Source organism: Luteibacter flocculans, assembly GCF_023612255.1.
In the GTDB taxonomy this organism is placed as follows: domain Bacteria; phylum Pseudomonadota; class Gammaproteobacteria; order Xanthomonadales; family Rhodanobacteraceae; genus Luteibacter; species Luteibacter flocculans.
This window is the reverse complement of sequence record NZ_CP063231.1, coordinates 4,259,314-4,275,116: the sequence shown is the minus strand read 5'-3', so window position 1 is coordinate 4,275,116 and position 15,803 is coordinate 4,259,314. Positions and strand designations below refer to the sequence as shown.

The following is a 15,803-nucleotide window of genomic DNA, read 5'->3' as shown; positions in this document are numbered from 1 at the left end:
ATACGCGTGAAACGTCTCTGTCATTCAGGCGACCTACGTTGATTTGCTCGACAGCCAATCGACGATGGTTTCCCATGGATACTTCCCGACGTCATTTCCTGAGCGTCGCTGGTGGCTTGGTCGGCGCGTTAGCGTTCATCGATGCATGGCGCGTGGCGCAGGCGATGGACTCATCAATGACCATGCCGATGACGCAGCGCATGGCCATGCCGGGGCTGGCCGCGCCGAATGTTCCATTGGTGAATCCGTTGACCCTGGCAAGATTCGTCGATGCACTGCCGGTGCCGCCGATTGCCTCACCGATCGGAAAGCGCACACATCCCGCGTACGGGGGCCAGCAGCTGCCGCTCTATCGCATGCCGATGCGGGCGTTCCGTGCAAAGGTGCATCGGGATCTGCCTCCCACGCCGCAATGGGGTTATGCAGGCTCCGCGCCAGGTCCCACGATCGTGACGCGCCGAGGCGAGCCGGTGCTGGTGGAATGGGTCAACGAACTTCCCACCCGACACTTCCTTCCTATCGATCACGGCATTCACGGTGCGGAGAAATCCAAACCCGACGTCCGCACCGTCACTCACGTGCACGGTGCGCGCGTTTCCGCACAGAACGATGGTTGGCCCGAAGACTGGTACGTGCCGGGAAAATCGTCGACCGCTCTTTATCCAGGGAACCAGGATGCCACCACCCTGTGGTACCACGATCACGCCATGGGCATTACGCGACTGAACATCTACGCGGGATTGTTCGGCAGTTTCCTTGTGCACGACGACGACGAGCGAGCGCTGGGTTTGCCGTCGGGTGAATTCGACATACCGCTGGTGCTCTACGATCGTCTGCTCGCGAAGAGCGGTGAGCTCTACTACCCGGTGTCGGACGACCCCGAGGCGCCCTGGGTGTCCGAGTGCCACGGCGATGCGTTGCTATGCAACGGCAAGCTGTATCCCTATCTCGACGTGGAACCACGCCGTTACCGCTTCCGGTTGATCAACGTCGCCAACACCAGCTTCTTCAATCTCTCGTTGTCGCATGGCAAACCGTTTCAACAGATCGGCAGTGATCAGGGTCTGCTGGCAGCGCCCGTCGATCGCGAGGCGATCGCACTCTATCCCGCCGAACGTGCCGAGGTGATCGTCGATTTCAGCGCGTATGCGGGCCAGTCGGTACAACTACGCCATCAGGCCGATGGCATCGTGGAGTTCCGCGTTCGCGGCAAGGGACGCCGCGATACCTCGGTGGTGCCAACTACCCTGCGGCCGGTCCGGCGCATCGATCCTTCCACGGCAGTGCAGGATCGTGTGCTCGGCTTGGGCGAGCAGGACGACGCAGGCGGCAATCCGATCACGATGCTGCTCGATGGAAAGATGTGGAGCGATCCCATCAGCGAAAAGCCCAAGAAGGGCACGGTCGAAACCTGGACGTTCGTCAACGTGACGGGCGATGCGCATCCCATCCATCTGCATCTCGTGCGCTTTCAGATACTGGAGCGCCGTCCCTTCGACCTTTACGCGTGGAACGCCCGCAAGGAACTGAAATTCACCGGGCCAGCGATACCACCGCCCGCCCACGAAGCCGGCTGGAAGGACACGGTGCGCTGCGATCCCGGCATGATCACCCGCATCATCGCGAGCTTCGACGGCGAACCAGGCAAGTACGTCTGGCATTGCCATTACCTAGAGCACGAGGACAACGAGATGATGCGTCCTTACGAAGTGGTGTGAAGCGCTGCGAAGTTCTTGCCGCAATAACAGCGATTGTTCGCAACATCTTGCGTTGACACGTGATTGCCATCACGACCTCACTCATTGTCGCGCGCATGCCAACGATCGGTCATATCCGAAGCCGATGCTCACCGCCGTCGACAGGTCACCCACCACCGCGTTCGACACCAATCAGGGGGAAGACTTCACGTAGGGAGAGTTCACCATGGTTACATGGCTGCGCCACACGCGGCTTCTGCCGCTGTTGATGGGCACGCTTTCCGCCGGCCTCGCCGGCGTCGTCAGCGCCCAGGACACCACGCCACCCGATCACGATGCGCCGTTTCGCCAGAATGTACCCGTGGCACCGTTCAAGAACCCGGGCGGTCTTCCCGGCGGTGTCGTCACGCTGCACAAGCCGCCCCGCAGTGAGGACAACAGCGACCGCACCGTCACCCCGATCAAGCACGTGATTCTGCTGATTGGCGAGAACCGAACATTCGATCACGTGTATGCCACTTACACGCCGCCGAAGGGACAGTCAGTGGACAACCTGCTGTCGAAGGGTATCGTCAATGCCGATGGCACACCCGGTCCGAACGTGGAACGCGCCGCGCAGTACGTAGCTACGAGCACCGGCCCGTTCGACATGTCGCCGCGAAAAGTCGGCAAGTACAAGACGCTCCCGCAGATGAATACCGGTGGTGCGCCCACCGCAGCACCTTTTGCTTCTGCAGCGCAGGCACAGGCGATCGAACCGGCATTACCCGATGGCACCTACGACATGCTCGCGAGCGGCGGCACGGGCTTGCCCAAGCACGTGGTCGATACGCGGTTCCCGGCCAAGCTGCCCAATGCGCCGGTCGATATGCACGCGTCCATCAGTTACGACGCTTACGCCAACAGCCCTGTGCATCGCTTCTTCCAGATGTGGCAGCAGCTCGACTGCGATACCAAAGCCGCCACGCCGGCCAACCCCAGCGGCTGCCGCAATGACCTGTTTCCATGGGTGGAAACCACGATTGGCGCGGGCACCAACGGCGATCCGCTCCCGGCGAACTTCACCGACCAGAGCACCGGCGAAGGTGCCACCGCCATGCAGTTCCTCAACATGGCGCAGGGCGATGCGCCTTACTTCAAGGAGCTGGCGCAGACGTATGCGTTGAGCGACAACTTTCACCAGTCGGTGATGGGCGGCACGGGTGCTAACCACATCATGCTGGGCTACGGCAACTTGATCTACTACGCCGACGCCAACGGCCAGCCGGCTACCCCTCCAGAAAACCAGATCGAGAATCCGGATACGCAGTTCGGTACGGACAACTGGTGGAAGCAGGACGGATACTCCGGCGGTTCGTACGTGAATTGCTCCGACGAGAGCCAGCCCGGCGTGAAGGAGATCAGGAACTATCTGCACTCTCTGCCGTATGAGACGTTCAAGGGATCGGACTGCAAACCGCACGCCTACTACCTCGTGAACAACTACAACCCGGGCTATCTGGGCGACGGCACGCCAGCGCCGTTGGGCGCCGATCAGTTCACGATCCCGCCCACTATGCAGGACAACCTGGCACTGCTGCTGGAGAAGCACCATGTGTCGTGGAAGTACTACGGTGAAGGTTACGCAGGCGGCAAGGAAGACGGCGAGGGCGGTACGTTCTGCAACATCTGCAACCCGTTCCTGTACTCCACGCAGATCATGACCAACCCGGAACTGCGCGCGAAGAACCAGGATCTCAACGACCTGTACAACGACATCCAGAACGACACACTGCCGGCCGTTTCCATCGCCAAGCCGGACGGCATTCTCGACGGCCACCCGGCCTCCTCGAAGCTGGATCTGTTCGAAGGCTATGTGCGCAAGATTGTCGAAATGGCAAAGGCCAACCCGAAGGTATGGGACGACACCGTGATCATGGTGACCTTCGATGAAGGTGGCGGCTACTACGACTCGGGCTACATCCAACCGATCGACTTCTTCGGCGACGGCACGCGCATCCCGATGCTGGTGGTGTCGAAGTACTCCACGGGCGGCAAGGTCGTGCACACCTATTACGATCATGTCTCGTTCGACAAATTCGTCGAAGCCAATTGGATGCTCAAGGACCGCATCTCACCCCGCAGTCGCGACAACCTGCCCAATCCCGTGTCGTTCCGGGGGAACCCGTACGTACCGGTGAATGCGCCGGCCATCGGCAACCTCATGGACATGTTCAACTTCAACCGGAACGATGTCAGCGAGACCACTGCGATCGATGACTGATCGCTCAAGGTAAGCCTCGATACCGGCCCTGCCCGCGAAAGCGGGCAGGGTTTTCGCATTTGCAAGGAGTCGGATGATGATGAAGTTCTTAGCGGCCACATGGCGGGCCAGGGCCATGAGCCCTAGCTCGCTGGTCGTGACCGTTCTATGTGCCGCCGCCTCGACGGTCGCGCTGCCTGTTCACGCCGATGCCGGTGACTTCGGCGCCATGCCCGGACTATGGAAGATCCAGGTGCGACATGTGATCCATGGCAAGCCAGGCGCACCGGAAGTGCAATGGCATTGCGTGGACGAAGGGGCCGATCCCTGGACCACCTTCGCCGCATGGACACCCGCGGAGGGCAAGTGCACCGCCACAGACCAGCAACGCCGCACCACCTCTCTGGCCTGGAAGCTCACCTGCAAGGCGGCACCGGCAGCTTCAGCGCACGTAGACTTCGACAGCGCGAAGCACTACACCGGTAGCGTCACGCTCGAAGGCCGTGGCGAGATCACGAAGGTAGAAGGGGATCGCTACGCGGCTTGCACCAGTCCGGAGGATTGATGCAGGAACGGGCATCGTGCGTGGTCGCCCTGGCCAACGCTGGTACCATGCCGTGCGATTCGCACAGGGAAGACACGCATGACCACGCCCATACGCAACCCGTCTCCGCCTAAGCCGAGGCGCTGGCTTGTCCACGTCGGGTGGGCGCTACTGGCGATGACCCTGTTCATGGCGGGGATCTTGCTCGGCATGCGCTGGTCCGGTGGAACCTTGGGAACCATGTCGATGACGAACCAACGGCAGGAAAACCTGGGCCGCATTCGCATCGCGCTGAGCGCCCTTGACAGCAACGACCCCGCCGAACTCCGCAAGGGAACGACGAAGTTGCTATACAACGCTGTGCTCGGCCTGGCGGTGGTGCCGCGATATAGCGATTGCACCACCGCTGAGCATGACCTGATCGCGCGGGCCAAGACTCATCTGGACGGTGACATGCCGCCGTGGTCAGACGGCGAGAAGAAGCTACGTGACATGGCATATACGTACTGCCAGAAAGCGCCCGACAAGGTCGCCTTTCCGTAGCGGCTGTTCCCGGAGGCAGTGCGGGCATCAGATGCACCGGAACGGATGGGTAGAAGGCTCCCAACCATCGGATGATCGACACAACGACGAATACCCTGGCCGCCAACATACCCGTCGACGGGATGCCGTACGCTGTCGCCATGGGCCCGTTGGGCGCACGTCTCTACGTCGCCAACTATGACACCAACCAGGCGTCTGTGATCGACACGTCAACAAATGCAGTGGTATCCACACTGCCAGCAGGCAGTGGACCGACGGGAGCAGCGGTTGGTCCCATCGGTGTGCCGCTCTACGTGACAAACGTCGATGCCAATTCGGTTTCGGTCGTCAATCCGTTTACTCGCCGGACGATCACGACCGTGTCGACGGGTTCTGGACCCAGCGCCATCGCGATTGCGCGTCATGGCACTCGCGGATATGTCGCCAGTATAGGCGACGGTACGGTTTCGGTAATGAACCTGCTGAACAACACTGTCATCGCGACGGTTCCTACCGGTCGCGGCCCGACGGCTATCGCGGTTCAGCCTTGAGCTACTGATGCACTCCCTCGACCTATGTTCGAGGGAGTGCATGCGTCCCCTTCAATCCAACCGCCTCACCCAGATATTGCGAAAGCTGATCGGTGGAGACCGATCGCCGTGCGCTTGTAGCTTGATGGGTGCGTCTGCGTACGGCGCATACGAGGGCTTGCCGACATGTAGCGTTTCACCGGCGAGTTGCGTGTGATTCTGGACGACGATGCCGTTGTGCAGGAGCGTCACGTAGGCGGGTGAGATGAGCTTGCCGTCGGTCGAGAAAACGGGTGCGGTCCAGAGGATGTCGTAGGTCTGCCATTCGCCAGGCGGACGCATGGCGTTCACCAAGGGGGCGGCCTGTTTGTACACGCTGGCCGCTTGCCCGTTGACGTAGGTGTCGTTCTTCCATGAGTCCATGATCTGGATCTCGTAACCTTCATCCCCAGGGCCGGTAGAGACGAGGAACACGCCGCTGTTGCCGCGTTCCTGGCCTTCGCCGGTAATGTTCTTCGGCACGCGCCACTCCAGATGGAGCTGGTAGTTCCGGAAGTGTTCCTTCGTCTGGATGTTGCCCGCGGTCTTGTTCACGGTCACAACGCCGTCATGCACGTTCCATCGCGCGGGGGAGTGATCCTTCGACGATTCCCATGGGTCGAGATTGCGGCCGTCAAATAGGACGGTCGCGTCCGACGGCGGTGCATCGTCGGTGTGTCCCGGCGTGACGACCTTCGGCACCGGCTGCCATTGCTCAGTGGCTTTGGGGTCGCTCTGTGCCTGTGTCGTCGTCGACGCAGCCGCAGCCAACGCGGCGGCCATCAGGACATATCGCATTCGTGGTTCCACGCGTGGTCTCCAGCTTGGGTGTTCGGCTGTCGGCAGCGATGTAACGATCAGCCTGTCTGATCGAATTCGTCGCACACCTTCGCCATGGCGGGTTCATGGATGCGATCCCGCGGTGGTTCGTGTGCATGCCCCGGCAGCGACGCCACGCGTTGCGTGGTGATCTCGGCGCCGGCAGCGAGGGTCTTGCCCACGGGGCAGCGATCGGCGATGTCCATCAAGCGCTCCCATTGGTCCGCATCGAGTGTGCCCTCCACATAGACCTGTCGATCGAAGCGGTCGCGCCCTGTGCTTGCATCCCGGCTATGCGAAACGGCGACGTGGATTCCCGACACAGGCAACTTCTTTCTGCGTGCATACATCTGCATGGTCATCGCGGTGCATGCACCCAGGGCGCCACTCAGCAATTCATACGGCGTGGGTCCGCTTGCCGATCCACCGAGGTCGATGGGTTCATCGGCAAAGAAGCTCGGTCCTTGCGCGGCAATGCGCACCTGGTAGCCCTCGGTGCCGGTGGTTTCGACAAGGACAGGCTTGGAATCGGTCATGGCAGGGCCTCGGGTCGCGTACGTCGGTGACGTACTTCATAGTCTCACAGCCGGCGCTGCTGACTGCAGCACGGCAGAGGAGACATACCACCGATGCCTGGTGTCGTCGTCTTGTCGAAATCGGCTACTGTCTTTCGATGACGGAAATAGAGGGCCATCCTCTGCGACGCCACTAGGTGCACCCTCAACCGGGACGAGTGCGCTCCCACAGGCGTGCCATGGTCCAGGTAAGCGCAAGGCAACTCAGGCCGGCCATGACCAGACCGGTCGCGCCGCTACCCCAGCGACCTGCCAGCAGATCGAGGCATTCCCCGCCGTAGATCGAGGCGACCACGACGAGTGCGGTGATGAACAGACCTGCGAGAACACGCGAGAGGCCCCGTTCGAAGCGCGCATCGTCGTGCGCGATGCGCGCCGCCACGCTGGCAGCAAAGCCTGCAGGTGGCTCGGCGATGGGTGCAGACGCCAGGGCATCGGCAAGCGCGCGGTAACTCTCGCTGCTGGGATCCATGGCGTGATGCGTGCCGGTGCGTGCGGCACGCAGGCCACGTTCCTGCGCGGCCCATTCAGTCTCGTCGATCGGTGGCTCGTGGCGGTTCATGCCGGCACTCCCATGCGCGTTTCGAGGATGGCACGCAAACGCTTGCGGCTGCGGAAAAGATGGCTCTTGATAGTGCCTTCGGCAAGGCCCGTCACGAGGGCCATGTCGCCGATCGGCATCTCTTCGAGATGGTACAGCGTGAGCAACGTGCGCTGCAGCGGTGGCAACGCCGCCATGGCGGCATGGAGATGGCGGGCAGATTCTTCGTTCACCATCGCGGCCTCCAGGTCGAATCCGTCCGCCACGCGCTCGGCCATTGGGCTCGCATCGTCGTCGCCCACCTCTTCCATGATCGGGATGCGTTTCCGTTCCAGATGACGCAGCGCCACCGAGTACGCCACCTGTGCGATCCATGATTTCAACGCACTCTCGCCACGGTACTGGTGGACGGAGCGATGGACGCGAAGAAACACGTCCTGGCACAGTTCCCGGGTGTCATCCGGATGGCGCACCATGCGGTCCACCACGTGCCAGACCAGTCCCTGGTACTGGCGCACGAGTTGGTTGAACGCCCACGGCTCGCGGGCGAGCACGGCAGAGACGAGTGCCCGGTCCGCTTCAAGCGCATCGAGGGAGTCGAGCGGAGTGGCCATGTCTCCTGAAGATACGGGCGGGTAAGAAACGGTTGCAACGACGTTCTGCAACCGGTTCGCCCGGCAGCGTATCTCCATGCTCAAACCACCGGAGTTCCGTCATGCATCCCGAAGTCCTCGTTCCAATCAGTCTTTTCATCTGCATTGCCTATAGCCTGAAAGTCGTCGTCGATGCCTATGCGCGCCGAAAGATCGTGGAATCGCGCGGCTCGGAGGACATGGTGCGGTCGCTGCTCGAAGGCGAGACCATGCGCCGACGTAACGCTTCATTGCACTGGGGCTGCGTGCTGGCGATCCTCGGCGGCGGCTTCGGGATCATCCAATGGATGGGCGTGGACAACGTGACACCGGGGGTGATCGCCATCCTGCTCGCCGCCACGGGGCTGGGAAATCTCCTCTACTACGCGATCGATCGCCTTCCCAAGGCGTGACCGCGGGTGTCCGGCCCGACCGTCCGCGGACAGGCCATGGCCTCCGTCCGCGAACATCGGGTCGCCGCGCCGCTGAGCCCAGGCGCCGCAAAACAGGCGTCTCCATGGAGCCGCTGACACGGCATGCTTCTTGCTGATCCGCCCTGCATCATCATCACCGTACGCAGGGGCGGACATGCAAAAGGGGAAGTTAGCGGTTCGTCTGGCATGGTGGTTCGCAGCAATCGCATGCGTCCCGGGCATCGCCACCGCAGAAGACCTCATGGACATCTATCGCCTCGCGGTAGCGAACGATCCGGTGCTCGCCACCGCCGATGCGCAGCGTCTGGTGGTGGCCGAAGGCGTGCCGCAGGCGCGTGCATCGCTGCTTCCGCAGTTGTCGGCCGGGCTGAGCCTGCAGCAGTTCCATCCGGGCAATACGGGTGTGGTCAACGACGGCACCTCGTCATCGACGACCAACGGTCCGGGGCACAGTCGCCAGCGCGATCTCACCCTGACGCTCGACCAGACGGTGCTCGACCTGTCCAAGTTCGCGCGCGAACGGCAGGCCAAACTCACGGCCGAGGCGCAGGACGCCACGTACGAAGGCGAATTGCAGAACCTCTATGTCCGTACCACCAGCGCGTACTTCAACGTGCTCGTCGCTCAGGACCAGGTCGAAGTGTTCCGGTCGTATGAAGACGCATACAAGCAGCAGTACGACCAGGCGACTACCTTGTTCCAGCAGGGCCTTGCTCCCGAGGCCGATTTGACCCAGTCGCAGGCGTACTACCTGTACATCAAGTCGTCCCGTGTGGATGCGGAAAACGCATTGAAGGACGCGCGCCGAGCACTGCAGCAACTGACGGGAAAGGAACCGGGCACGCTCAAGGTGCTGCGCGAAGACCTCCCGATGGAACTGCCGTCGCCGGGGGACGCCAACGCGTGGGTGGATCAGGCGATGCATCAGAACCCTTCCGTGCTGGCCGCGAGCCGTCTGGTCAGTGCGGACGAGCATTCGCTCACCGCCGCACGGGCCGGTCACTTGCCCACCCTCAATCTCGCCGTGGGTTACGACAAGGCGGGCGCGTGGTCGAATCGGGTGCCGGGTAGCGCGAGCTACGGACCCGGGAGCACGACCGTCGGCCTCGTGCTGGCCGTGCCCTTGTTCAGCGGCGGCCTGACACAATCGCAGGTTCGCCAGGCTATCCATCAACGTGACGCGGACCAGGGCGAACTGGAAACGGTTCGCCGGCAGACGGCGCGCGATGCCTTCAACTATTTCAACCTCGTGGTAGCCGGCATCGAACAGGTCAACGACGCTCGCAAGGCGGTCGATGCCGCGAGGAAGGCGCTGGCATCGATGCGCGCGGGCTACGACATCGGTACGCAGAGCCTCACCAACGTGGTCGTCGCGATCCGCACGCTGGCGGAAATCCGCAGCCAGTACACCGCGCTGCGCCACCAGTTCATCCTCAACAAGCTGCTGCTCAAGCGCACGGTGGGGGCCGCGTCGCTGCAGGACGTGCAGGAGATCAACCGCCTGCTCGAATAGGCGCGCCAATTGCCTTGTCTCGTGCCAACCCGTAACGTGGATCGATGCGCACCGACGGTGCGAATGAAGGACAAGGATGACGATGCCCAACGGGCCCACCACGCTGATATCCCAGGTCGAGCAATGGCTCGTGAGCGCTTTTGCCGACGCCGGTCTGGATACCCATGGCGTGCGCGCCGTACCCGCTCAGCGCCCGGACCTGGCCGACCTGCAATGCAACGCGATCATGCCGTTGGCGGCCTCATTGAAGCGACCGCCGCGCGAGCTGGCAGAAGAGGTTGCCGCACGACTGCGGCGTCAACCGGCCTTCGCCAGCGTGGACATCGCCGGACCAGGGTTCATCAACCTCCGGCTTTCGGCGCGCCTGCTTGCCGAAGCCGCGCAGCGACAACTGGCGGATGCCGGTGCGGGACTCGTCGCCCAGCCACGCGAACGCATCGTCATCGACTTCGGTGGTCCGAACGTCGCCAAGCCGCTGCATGTCGGCCATCTGCGTTCGCTCGTGATCGGCGAGAGCCTTCGGCGCATCCTGGTGGCGCTCGGTCACGACGTGATCTCCGACGTGCACCTCGGCGATTGGGGCTTGCAGATGGGCATGCTGATTTCCGAGCTGCCGCTGCTCTGGCCTGAGCTTGCGGTACCCGGCGCGTGGCGCGATGCGCCACCGTTCGACATGGACCAGTTGCAATCGATCTACCCGCGGGTGGCTGCTGCCTGCAAGGCCGATGCGGAGCGCATGGCGCTGGCACGGGCGGCCACGGCGCGGTTGCAGGCGGGCGATACCGCGTCGGTGGCGTTGTGGGAAGTCATCCGGCGGGTGTCGTTGGATGCCCAGCGTCGCGATTTCGCCTTGCTCGATGCACATTTCGACGAACTCCATGGCGAAAGCCTCGCGCAGCCGTTGATTCCGCCGATGATCGACGACCTGCTGGCGCGCGGGATCGCCAAGCCCAGCGAAGGAGCGCTTGTGGTGGAGGTTGCCGAGCCGGGCGACGACGCACCCGTGCCGCCCCTGCTGCTCGCGAAGTCGGATGGTGCGGCGCTGTATGCGACGACCGATCTCGCCACGATCCTCGATCGGCAACGGCGCCTTGCGCCGCAGCGCATTGTCTACGTCGTGGACCAACGCCAGTCGCTGCACTTCGAGCAGGTCTTCCGTGCTGCCAGGAAGGCAGGTTATGCGGACGGCATGGCACTGGTGCACGTCGGTTTCGGTACCGTCAATGGTCCTGACGGCAAACCGTACAAGACACGCGATGGCGGCGTGGCCCGTCTCGGCGAGCTGCTGGCCGATGCAGTCGAACGTGCCCGGGAACGGCGCGGTGACGATACTGGCGAGGACGCCGCCGAAGCCATCGGCGTCGGTGCGGTGAAGTTTGCCGATCTTTCGACCTACCGCACTTCGGGCTACGTGTTCGATCCGGAGCGGATGGTTTCGTTCGAGGGGCGTACCGGTCCGTATGTGCAATATGCCTGCGTCCGGATCGGTTCGATTCTGGAGAAGGCCGACGCGCAGGGGATATCGCCCGGACCCGTGTTTGTCGTCGAACCCGCCGAGCGCTCGTTGGTACTGCTTTGCGCACGACTGCCCGAGGTGGCTGGGTCGGCGGCCGCGAATTACGCACCGAACGAACTCGCCGAAATGGCCTTCGCGCTCGCCCAGGCCTTCAGCCGCTTCTACGGCGAATGCCCCGTCCTGGGGAGCGATGACGCGAAGGTACGAGCCTCGCGGTTGACGCTGTGCATGCTCGCGCGACACGTGCTGTCGCGAGCGCTGTACCTCCTTGGCATAGCGATACCCAAGCGCATGTAGGCGTGGGCATCCGCTCGCCCCAACGGGTGATTCGCAAGGTCTTCGCTGGCGCTTCACGGGGCTCCCGCGATGGTTGGCCGCTCCGGAGGCCGATCATGAATTCATCCAACGAATGGAAATTCACCCGACGTGACGTCCTCAAGATGGGCGCCATGTCGATGACGGCCATGGCGGTGCCGCGGCTCGTCGCCGCGCAGGCCGCTGTCGAGACGCCGCGACAGCCGGTGGAAGCCAAGGTGGCGCTTGAGGTCAACGGCAAGGCGCAGGAACTGTCGCTCGATACGCGTACCACGCTGCTCGATGCGCTGCGTGAGCACCTGCACCTGACCGGCACAAAGAAAGGCTGTGATCACGGTCAGTGCGGGGCATGCACAGTGATCGTGGATGGGCGTCGCATCAACAGCTGCCTGACGCTCGCCGTCATGCACCTGGATGCCAAGGTAACCACCATCGAAGGCCTCGGCACACCGGACAAGCTGCATCCCATGCAGGCGGCCTTCGTAAAGCACGATGGCTACCAGTGTGGCTACTGCACGCCGGGGCAGATCTGCTCAGCGGTGGCGGTGCTCGACGAAATCCAACGCGATATTCCCAGCCACGTAACGGAAGACCTGTCCGCGAAGGCACGGGTAAGCCGCATGGAAGTGCGCGAGCGCATGAGCGGCAATATCTGCCGCTGCGGCGCGTATTCCAACATCCACGATGCCATCGCCGATGTCGCAGGGGGTGTCGCATGAAGCCTTTCAGCTACGAGCGCGCCGATTCGCCGAAGGCCGCGGCATCGGCAGCGGCATGCACGCCGGGCGCTCGCTTCATTGCGGGTGGCACCAACCTGCTCGACCTCATGAAGACAGGCGTCGAGGAACCGTCACATCTCATCGACGTCAATGGCCTCGATCTCGACAGGATCGAGCCGACCGACGAGGGTGGACTGCGCGTGGGGGCACTGGTCCGCAACACCGATCTGGCCGCGGATGCGCGCGTGCGTCGCGACTACCCGTTATTGTCCCGCGCCTTGCTGTCTGGCGCATCGGGTCAGCTGCGCAACAAGGCGACCACGGCCGGCAACCTGCTCCAACGCACGCGTTGCCCGTATTTCTACGACATCAACCAGCCTTGCAACAAGCGCTTGCCGGGTAGCGGTTGCGGTGCCATCGGTGGCTACAGCCGGCAACACGCCGTGGTCGGTGCAAGCGAGGCCTGCATCGCGACGCATCCGAGCGACATGGCCGTCGCCATGCGCGCACTCGATGCGACCGTGGAAACCGTAAAGCCCGATGGCGGAACGCGCCGCATCCCGATTGCGCAATTCCATACCTTGCCGGGGAGCACACCGCACATCGAGCACGCGCTGGCGCCGGGCGAATTGATCACAGCGGTCACACTGCCTCGGCCTGTGGGCGGAGCGCAGCTTTATCACAAGGTGCGCGATCGCGCGTCCTATGCCTTCGCGCTCGTATCGGTGGCGTTGATCGTGCAGAAGGATGGCAAAGGCTGCGTGGCAATGGGTGGCGTGGCACACAAGCCGTGGCGGATGGAGGCGGCTGACGCGGCATTGCCGGAGGGCGCCGCGGCTGTGGCGAAGCATCTGTTCGATGGAGCGCAGCCTACCGAGCAGAACGCATACAAGATCACGCTGGCGGAGCGCACCCTCGCCGCTGCGTTGGTCGAGGCAAAGGGGCGCGCCGCATGAAATTCGACACGCCCGCCACGACCAATCCCATCGACCGCCTCAAGGTCGTGGGCCAGCCCACGGACCGCATCGACGGCCCATTGAAGACCACGGGTACGGCCCACTACGCCTACGAACGGCACGATGCGGTACCCGATCACGCGTACGGCTACGTCGTCGGATCGGCCATCGCCAAGGGGCGCATTACCGCGATCGACACGACGCGCGCCAAGCGTGCACCTGGGGTGCTTACCGTGGTAACGGCTCAGAATGCCGGCAAGCTCGGCAAGGGCAAATTCAACACCGCGCGTCTTCTCGGCGGTCCGGACGTCGAGCACTACCATCAGGCCGTGGCCGTCGTGGTCGCTGAAACCTTTGAACAGGCGCGCGCCGCGGCGCAGCTCGTACGTGTGGATTACACGCGCAGCAAGGGCCAGTTCGATCTTGCCGCGGCAAAAGCCACGGCAAAGAAGCCAGATGGCGGCAAGCCCGATACCGCCGTGGGCAATTTCGACGCAGCCTTTGCTGCATCGGCGGTGACGCTGGACCAGACCTATACGACGCCCGATCACTCCCACGCGATGATGGAGCCCCACGCCACTATCGCGGCGTGGGACGGCGACAAGGTCACGCTGTGGACCTCCAATCAAATGATCGACTGGAGCCGCGGCGACGTGGCGAAGACGCTGGGGATTCCGAAGGAGAACGTTCGCCTGGTGTCCCCGTATATCGGTGGCGGCTTCGGCGGAAAGCTCTTCCTGCGTGCCGACGCCCTGCTTGCCGCGCTCGGCGCGCGCGCCGCAGGGAGGCCGGTGGCGGTGGCCCTACAACGACCACTCATTGCCAACAACACCACGCATCGACCGGCCACGATCCAGCGTCTTCGCATGGGCGCGTCGAAGGACGGAAAGATCGAGGCGATCGCGCACGAGAGCTGGTCGGGCAACCTGCCTGAGGGCGATCCCGAAACGGCAGTGGAGCAGACACGGCTGCTGTATGCCGGTGCCCATCGCATGACGGCGATGCGACTTGCCACGCTGGACCTGCCGGAAGGCAACGCGATGCGTGCGCCCGGCGAAGCGTCGGGCATGATGGCGCTGGAAATCGCGATCGACGAGATGGCCGAAAAGCTCGGCATGGACCCGGTCGAGTTTCGCGTTCGCAACGACACGCAGGTAGACCCCGAAAAACCGACGCGGCCGTTCTCGCAACGCCGGCTGGTGGAGTGCCTGCGTACGGGCGCGAGCCGATTCGGCTGGGATCGTCGACCGCAGCGTCCGGGCGGCACGCGCGATGGCCGCTGGTTGGTGGGCATGGGCATGGCGGCTGCGTTCCGCAACAACCTCGTGACCAAGTCGGGTGCGCGCGTACGTCTCGAACGTAGCGGACGCCTGGTCGTCGAGACCGATATGACCGATATCGGCACCGGCAGCTACACGATCATCGGACAGACCGCCGCGGAAATGCTCGGCTTGCCGCTGAGCGGCGTGGATGTACGCCTGGGTGATTCCTCGTTCCCGGTCTCGGCCGGGTCCGGCGGGCAGTGGGGTGGCAACAGTTCCACCGCGGGTGTCTATGCTGCCTGCATGAAACTTCGCGAGGCCATCGCGACGACGTTGGGCCTGGATCCGGCGAAGGCGAGTTTCGAAGACGGGCAGGTTGTCGTGGATGGACGGCGCGTGCCACTCGCCCAAGCCGCGGCAAACGGCGACGTCGTCGCCGAGGACGCGATGGAATACGGCGATCTCGACAAGCGCTATCAGCAGTCTACGTTCGGTGCGCATTTCGTCGAGGTTCGCGTCGACGCGGCCACGGCGGAAATCCGTATCCAGCGCATGCTTGCCGTATGCGCGGCGGGCCGTATCCTGAATCCGAAATCGGCACGCAGCCAGGTCATCGGCGCGATGACGATGGGAGCTGGCGCGGCCCTGATGGAAGAACTGGTGGTGGACAAGCGCCTCGGCTTCTTCGTCAACCACGACCTGGCGGGCTACGAGGTGCCGGTGCATGCCGACATCCCGCACCAGGAGGTGGTGTTCCTCGACGAGACCGATCCCATCTCCTCGCCGATGAAGGCCAAGGGCGTGGGCGAACTGGGCATCTGCGGCGTCGCGGCTGCGGTAGCGAACGCGGTCTACAACGCGACGGGTGTGCGCGTGCGGGATTACCCGATCACGTTGGACAAGATCATCGGGCGCTTGCCACCCGTCGCCGGTTAGTCGCCGCGCTG

Annotated in this window: 15 protein-coding genes; 11 read left to right on the top strand and 4 right to left on the bottom strand. The window is 63.4% G+C overall.

The window, feature by feature from the left end:
- Window positions 1–74 precede the first annotated feature (74 nt).
- The 5 genes from IM816_RS18560 (at window position 75) to IM816_RS18540 (ending at window position 5,556) form a co-directional block, all read left to right on the top strand.
- The gene (locus IM816_RS18560) at window positions 75–1,718 is read left to right on the top strand and encodes a multicopper oxidase family protein (protein WP_250339252.1); all 1,644 of its coding nucleotides are present in this window, start codon (window positions 75–77) and stop codon (window positions 1,716–1,718) included.
- Between the two features lie 205 nt (window positions 1,719–1,923).
- Entirely contained in the window at window positions 1,924–3,960 is a 2,037-nt protein-coding gene (locus tag IM816_RS18555; protein ID WP_250339251.1) for an alkaline phosphatase family protein, read from the top strand.
- Between the two features lie 115 nt (window positions 3,961–4,075).
- On the top strand, window positions 4,076–4,504 hold the full coding sequence (locus IM816_RS18550) for a DUF3617 domain-containing protein (RefSeq protein WP_250339250.1): 429 nt from the start codon (window positions 4,076–4,078) through the stop codon (window positions 4,502–4,504).
- 156 nt (window positions 4,505–4,660) lie between these two features.
- Window positions 4,661–5,026, top strand: a complete 366-nt coding sequence (locus IM816_RS18545) for a hypothetical protein (protein WP_250339249.1) — start codon at window positions 4,661–4,663, stop codon at window positions 5,024–5,026.
- A gap of 71 nt (window positions 5,027–5,097) precedes the next feature.
- Window positions 5,098–5,556, top strand: coding sequence for a YncE family protein (locus IM816_RS18540; protein WP_250339248.1), 459 nt, complete (start codon window positions 5,098–5,100; stop codon window positions 5,554–5,556).
- Window positions 5,557–5,607: 51 nt separating this feature from the next.
- On the opposite strand, the gene IM816_RS18535 is transcribed toward IM816_RS18540, so the two are convergent.
- From IM816_RS18535 to IM816_RS18520, 4 genes are all read right to left on the bottom strand, one after another.
- Complete coding sequence (locus IM816_RS18535; RefSeq protein WP_250339247.1) at window positions 5,608–6,372, bottom strand: 3-keto-disaccharide hydrolase; 765 nt, start codon at window positions 6,370–6,372, stop codon at window positions 5,608–5,610.
- 59 nt (window positions 6,373–6,431) lie between these two features.
- Entirely contained in the window at window positions 6,432–6,929 is a 498-nt protein-coding gene (locus IM816_RS18530) for an OsmC family protein (RefSeq protein ID WP_250339246.1), read from the bottom strand.
- 184 nt (window positions 6,930–7,113) lie between these two features.
- Window positions 7,114–7,530, bottom strand: a complete 417-nt coding sequence (locus IM816_RS18525; RefSeq protein ID WP_250339245.1) for a hypothetical protein — start codon at window positions 7,528–7,530, stop codon at window positions 7,114–7,116.
- Entirely contained in the window at window positions 7,527–8,123 is a 597-nt protein-coding gene (locus tag IM816_RS18520; RefSeq protein ID WP_250339244.1) for an RNA polymerase sigma factor, read from the bottom strand. The genes IM816_RS18525 and IM816_RS18520 overlap by 4 nt, the downstream gene beginning before the upstream one ends.
- Window positions 8,124–8,224: 101 nt before the next feature.
- Here IM816_RS18520 and IM816_RS18515 point away from each other — a divergent pair, with 101 nt between their 5' ends.
- The 6 genes from IM816_RS18515 (at window position 8,225) to paoC (ending at window position 15,792) form a co-directional block, all read left to right on the top strand.
- Window positions 8,225–8,554, top strand: coding sequence for a hypothetical protein (locus IM816_RS18515; protein ID WP_072323426.1), 330 nt, complete (start codon window positions 8,225–8,227; stop codon window positions 8,552–8,554).
- Between the two features lie 262 nt (window positions 8,555–8,816).
- The gene (locus IM816_RS18510) at window positions 8,817–10,088 is read left to right on the top strand and encodes a TolC family outer membrane protein (RefSeq protein WP_250339243.1); all 1,272 of its coding nucleotides are present in this window, start codon (window positions 8,817–8,819) and stop codon (window positions 10,086–10,088) included.
- A 76-nt stretch (window positions 10,089–10,164) separates the two neighbouring features.
- A complete protein-coding gene (gene argS, locus IM816_RS18505; RefSeq protein ID WP_250339242.1) occupies window positions 10,165–11,901 on the top strand; it encodes an arginine--tRNA ligase in 1,737 nt (578 codons plus the stop codon).
- A 95-nt stretch (window positions 11,902–11,996) separates the two neighbouring features.
- Complete coding sequence (gene paoA / locus IM816_RS18500) at window positions 11,997–12,638, top strand: aldehyde dehydrogenase iron-sulfur subunit PaoA (RefSeq protein WP_250339241.1); 642 nt, start codon at window positions 11,997–11,999, stop codon at window positions 12,636–12,638.
- Entirely contained in the window at window positions 12,635–13,594 is a 960-nt protein-coding gene (locus IM816_RS18495) for an FAD binding domain-containing protein (protein WP_250339240.1), read from the top strand. The genes paoA and IM816_RS18495 overlap by 4 nt, the downstream gene beginning before the upstream one ends.
- Entirely contained in the window at window positions 13,591–15,792 is a 2,202-nt protein-coding gene (paoC, locus tag IM816_RS18490; protein ID WP_250339239.1) for an aldehyde oxidoreductase molybdenum-binding subunit PaoC, read from the top strand. The genes IM816_RS18495 and paoC overlap by 4 nt, the downstream gene beginning before the upstream one ends.
- The last annotated feature ends 11 nt before the right edge of the window (window positions 15,793–15,803 follow it).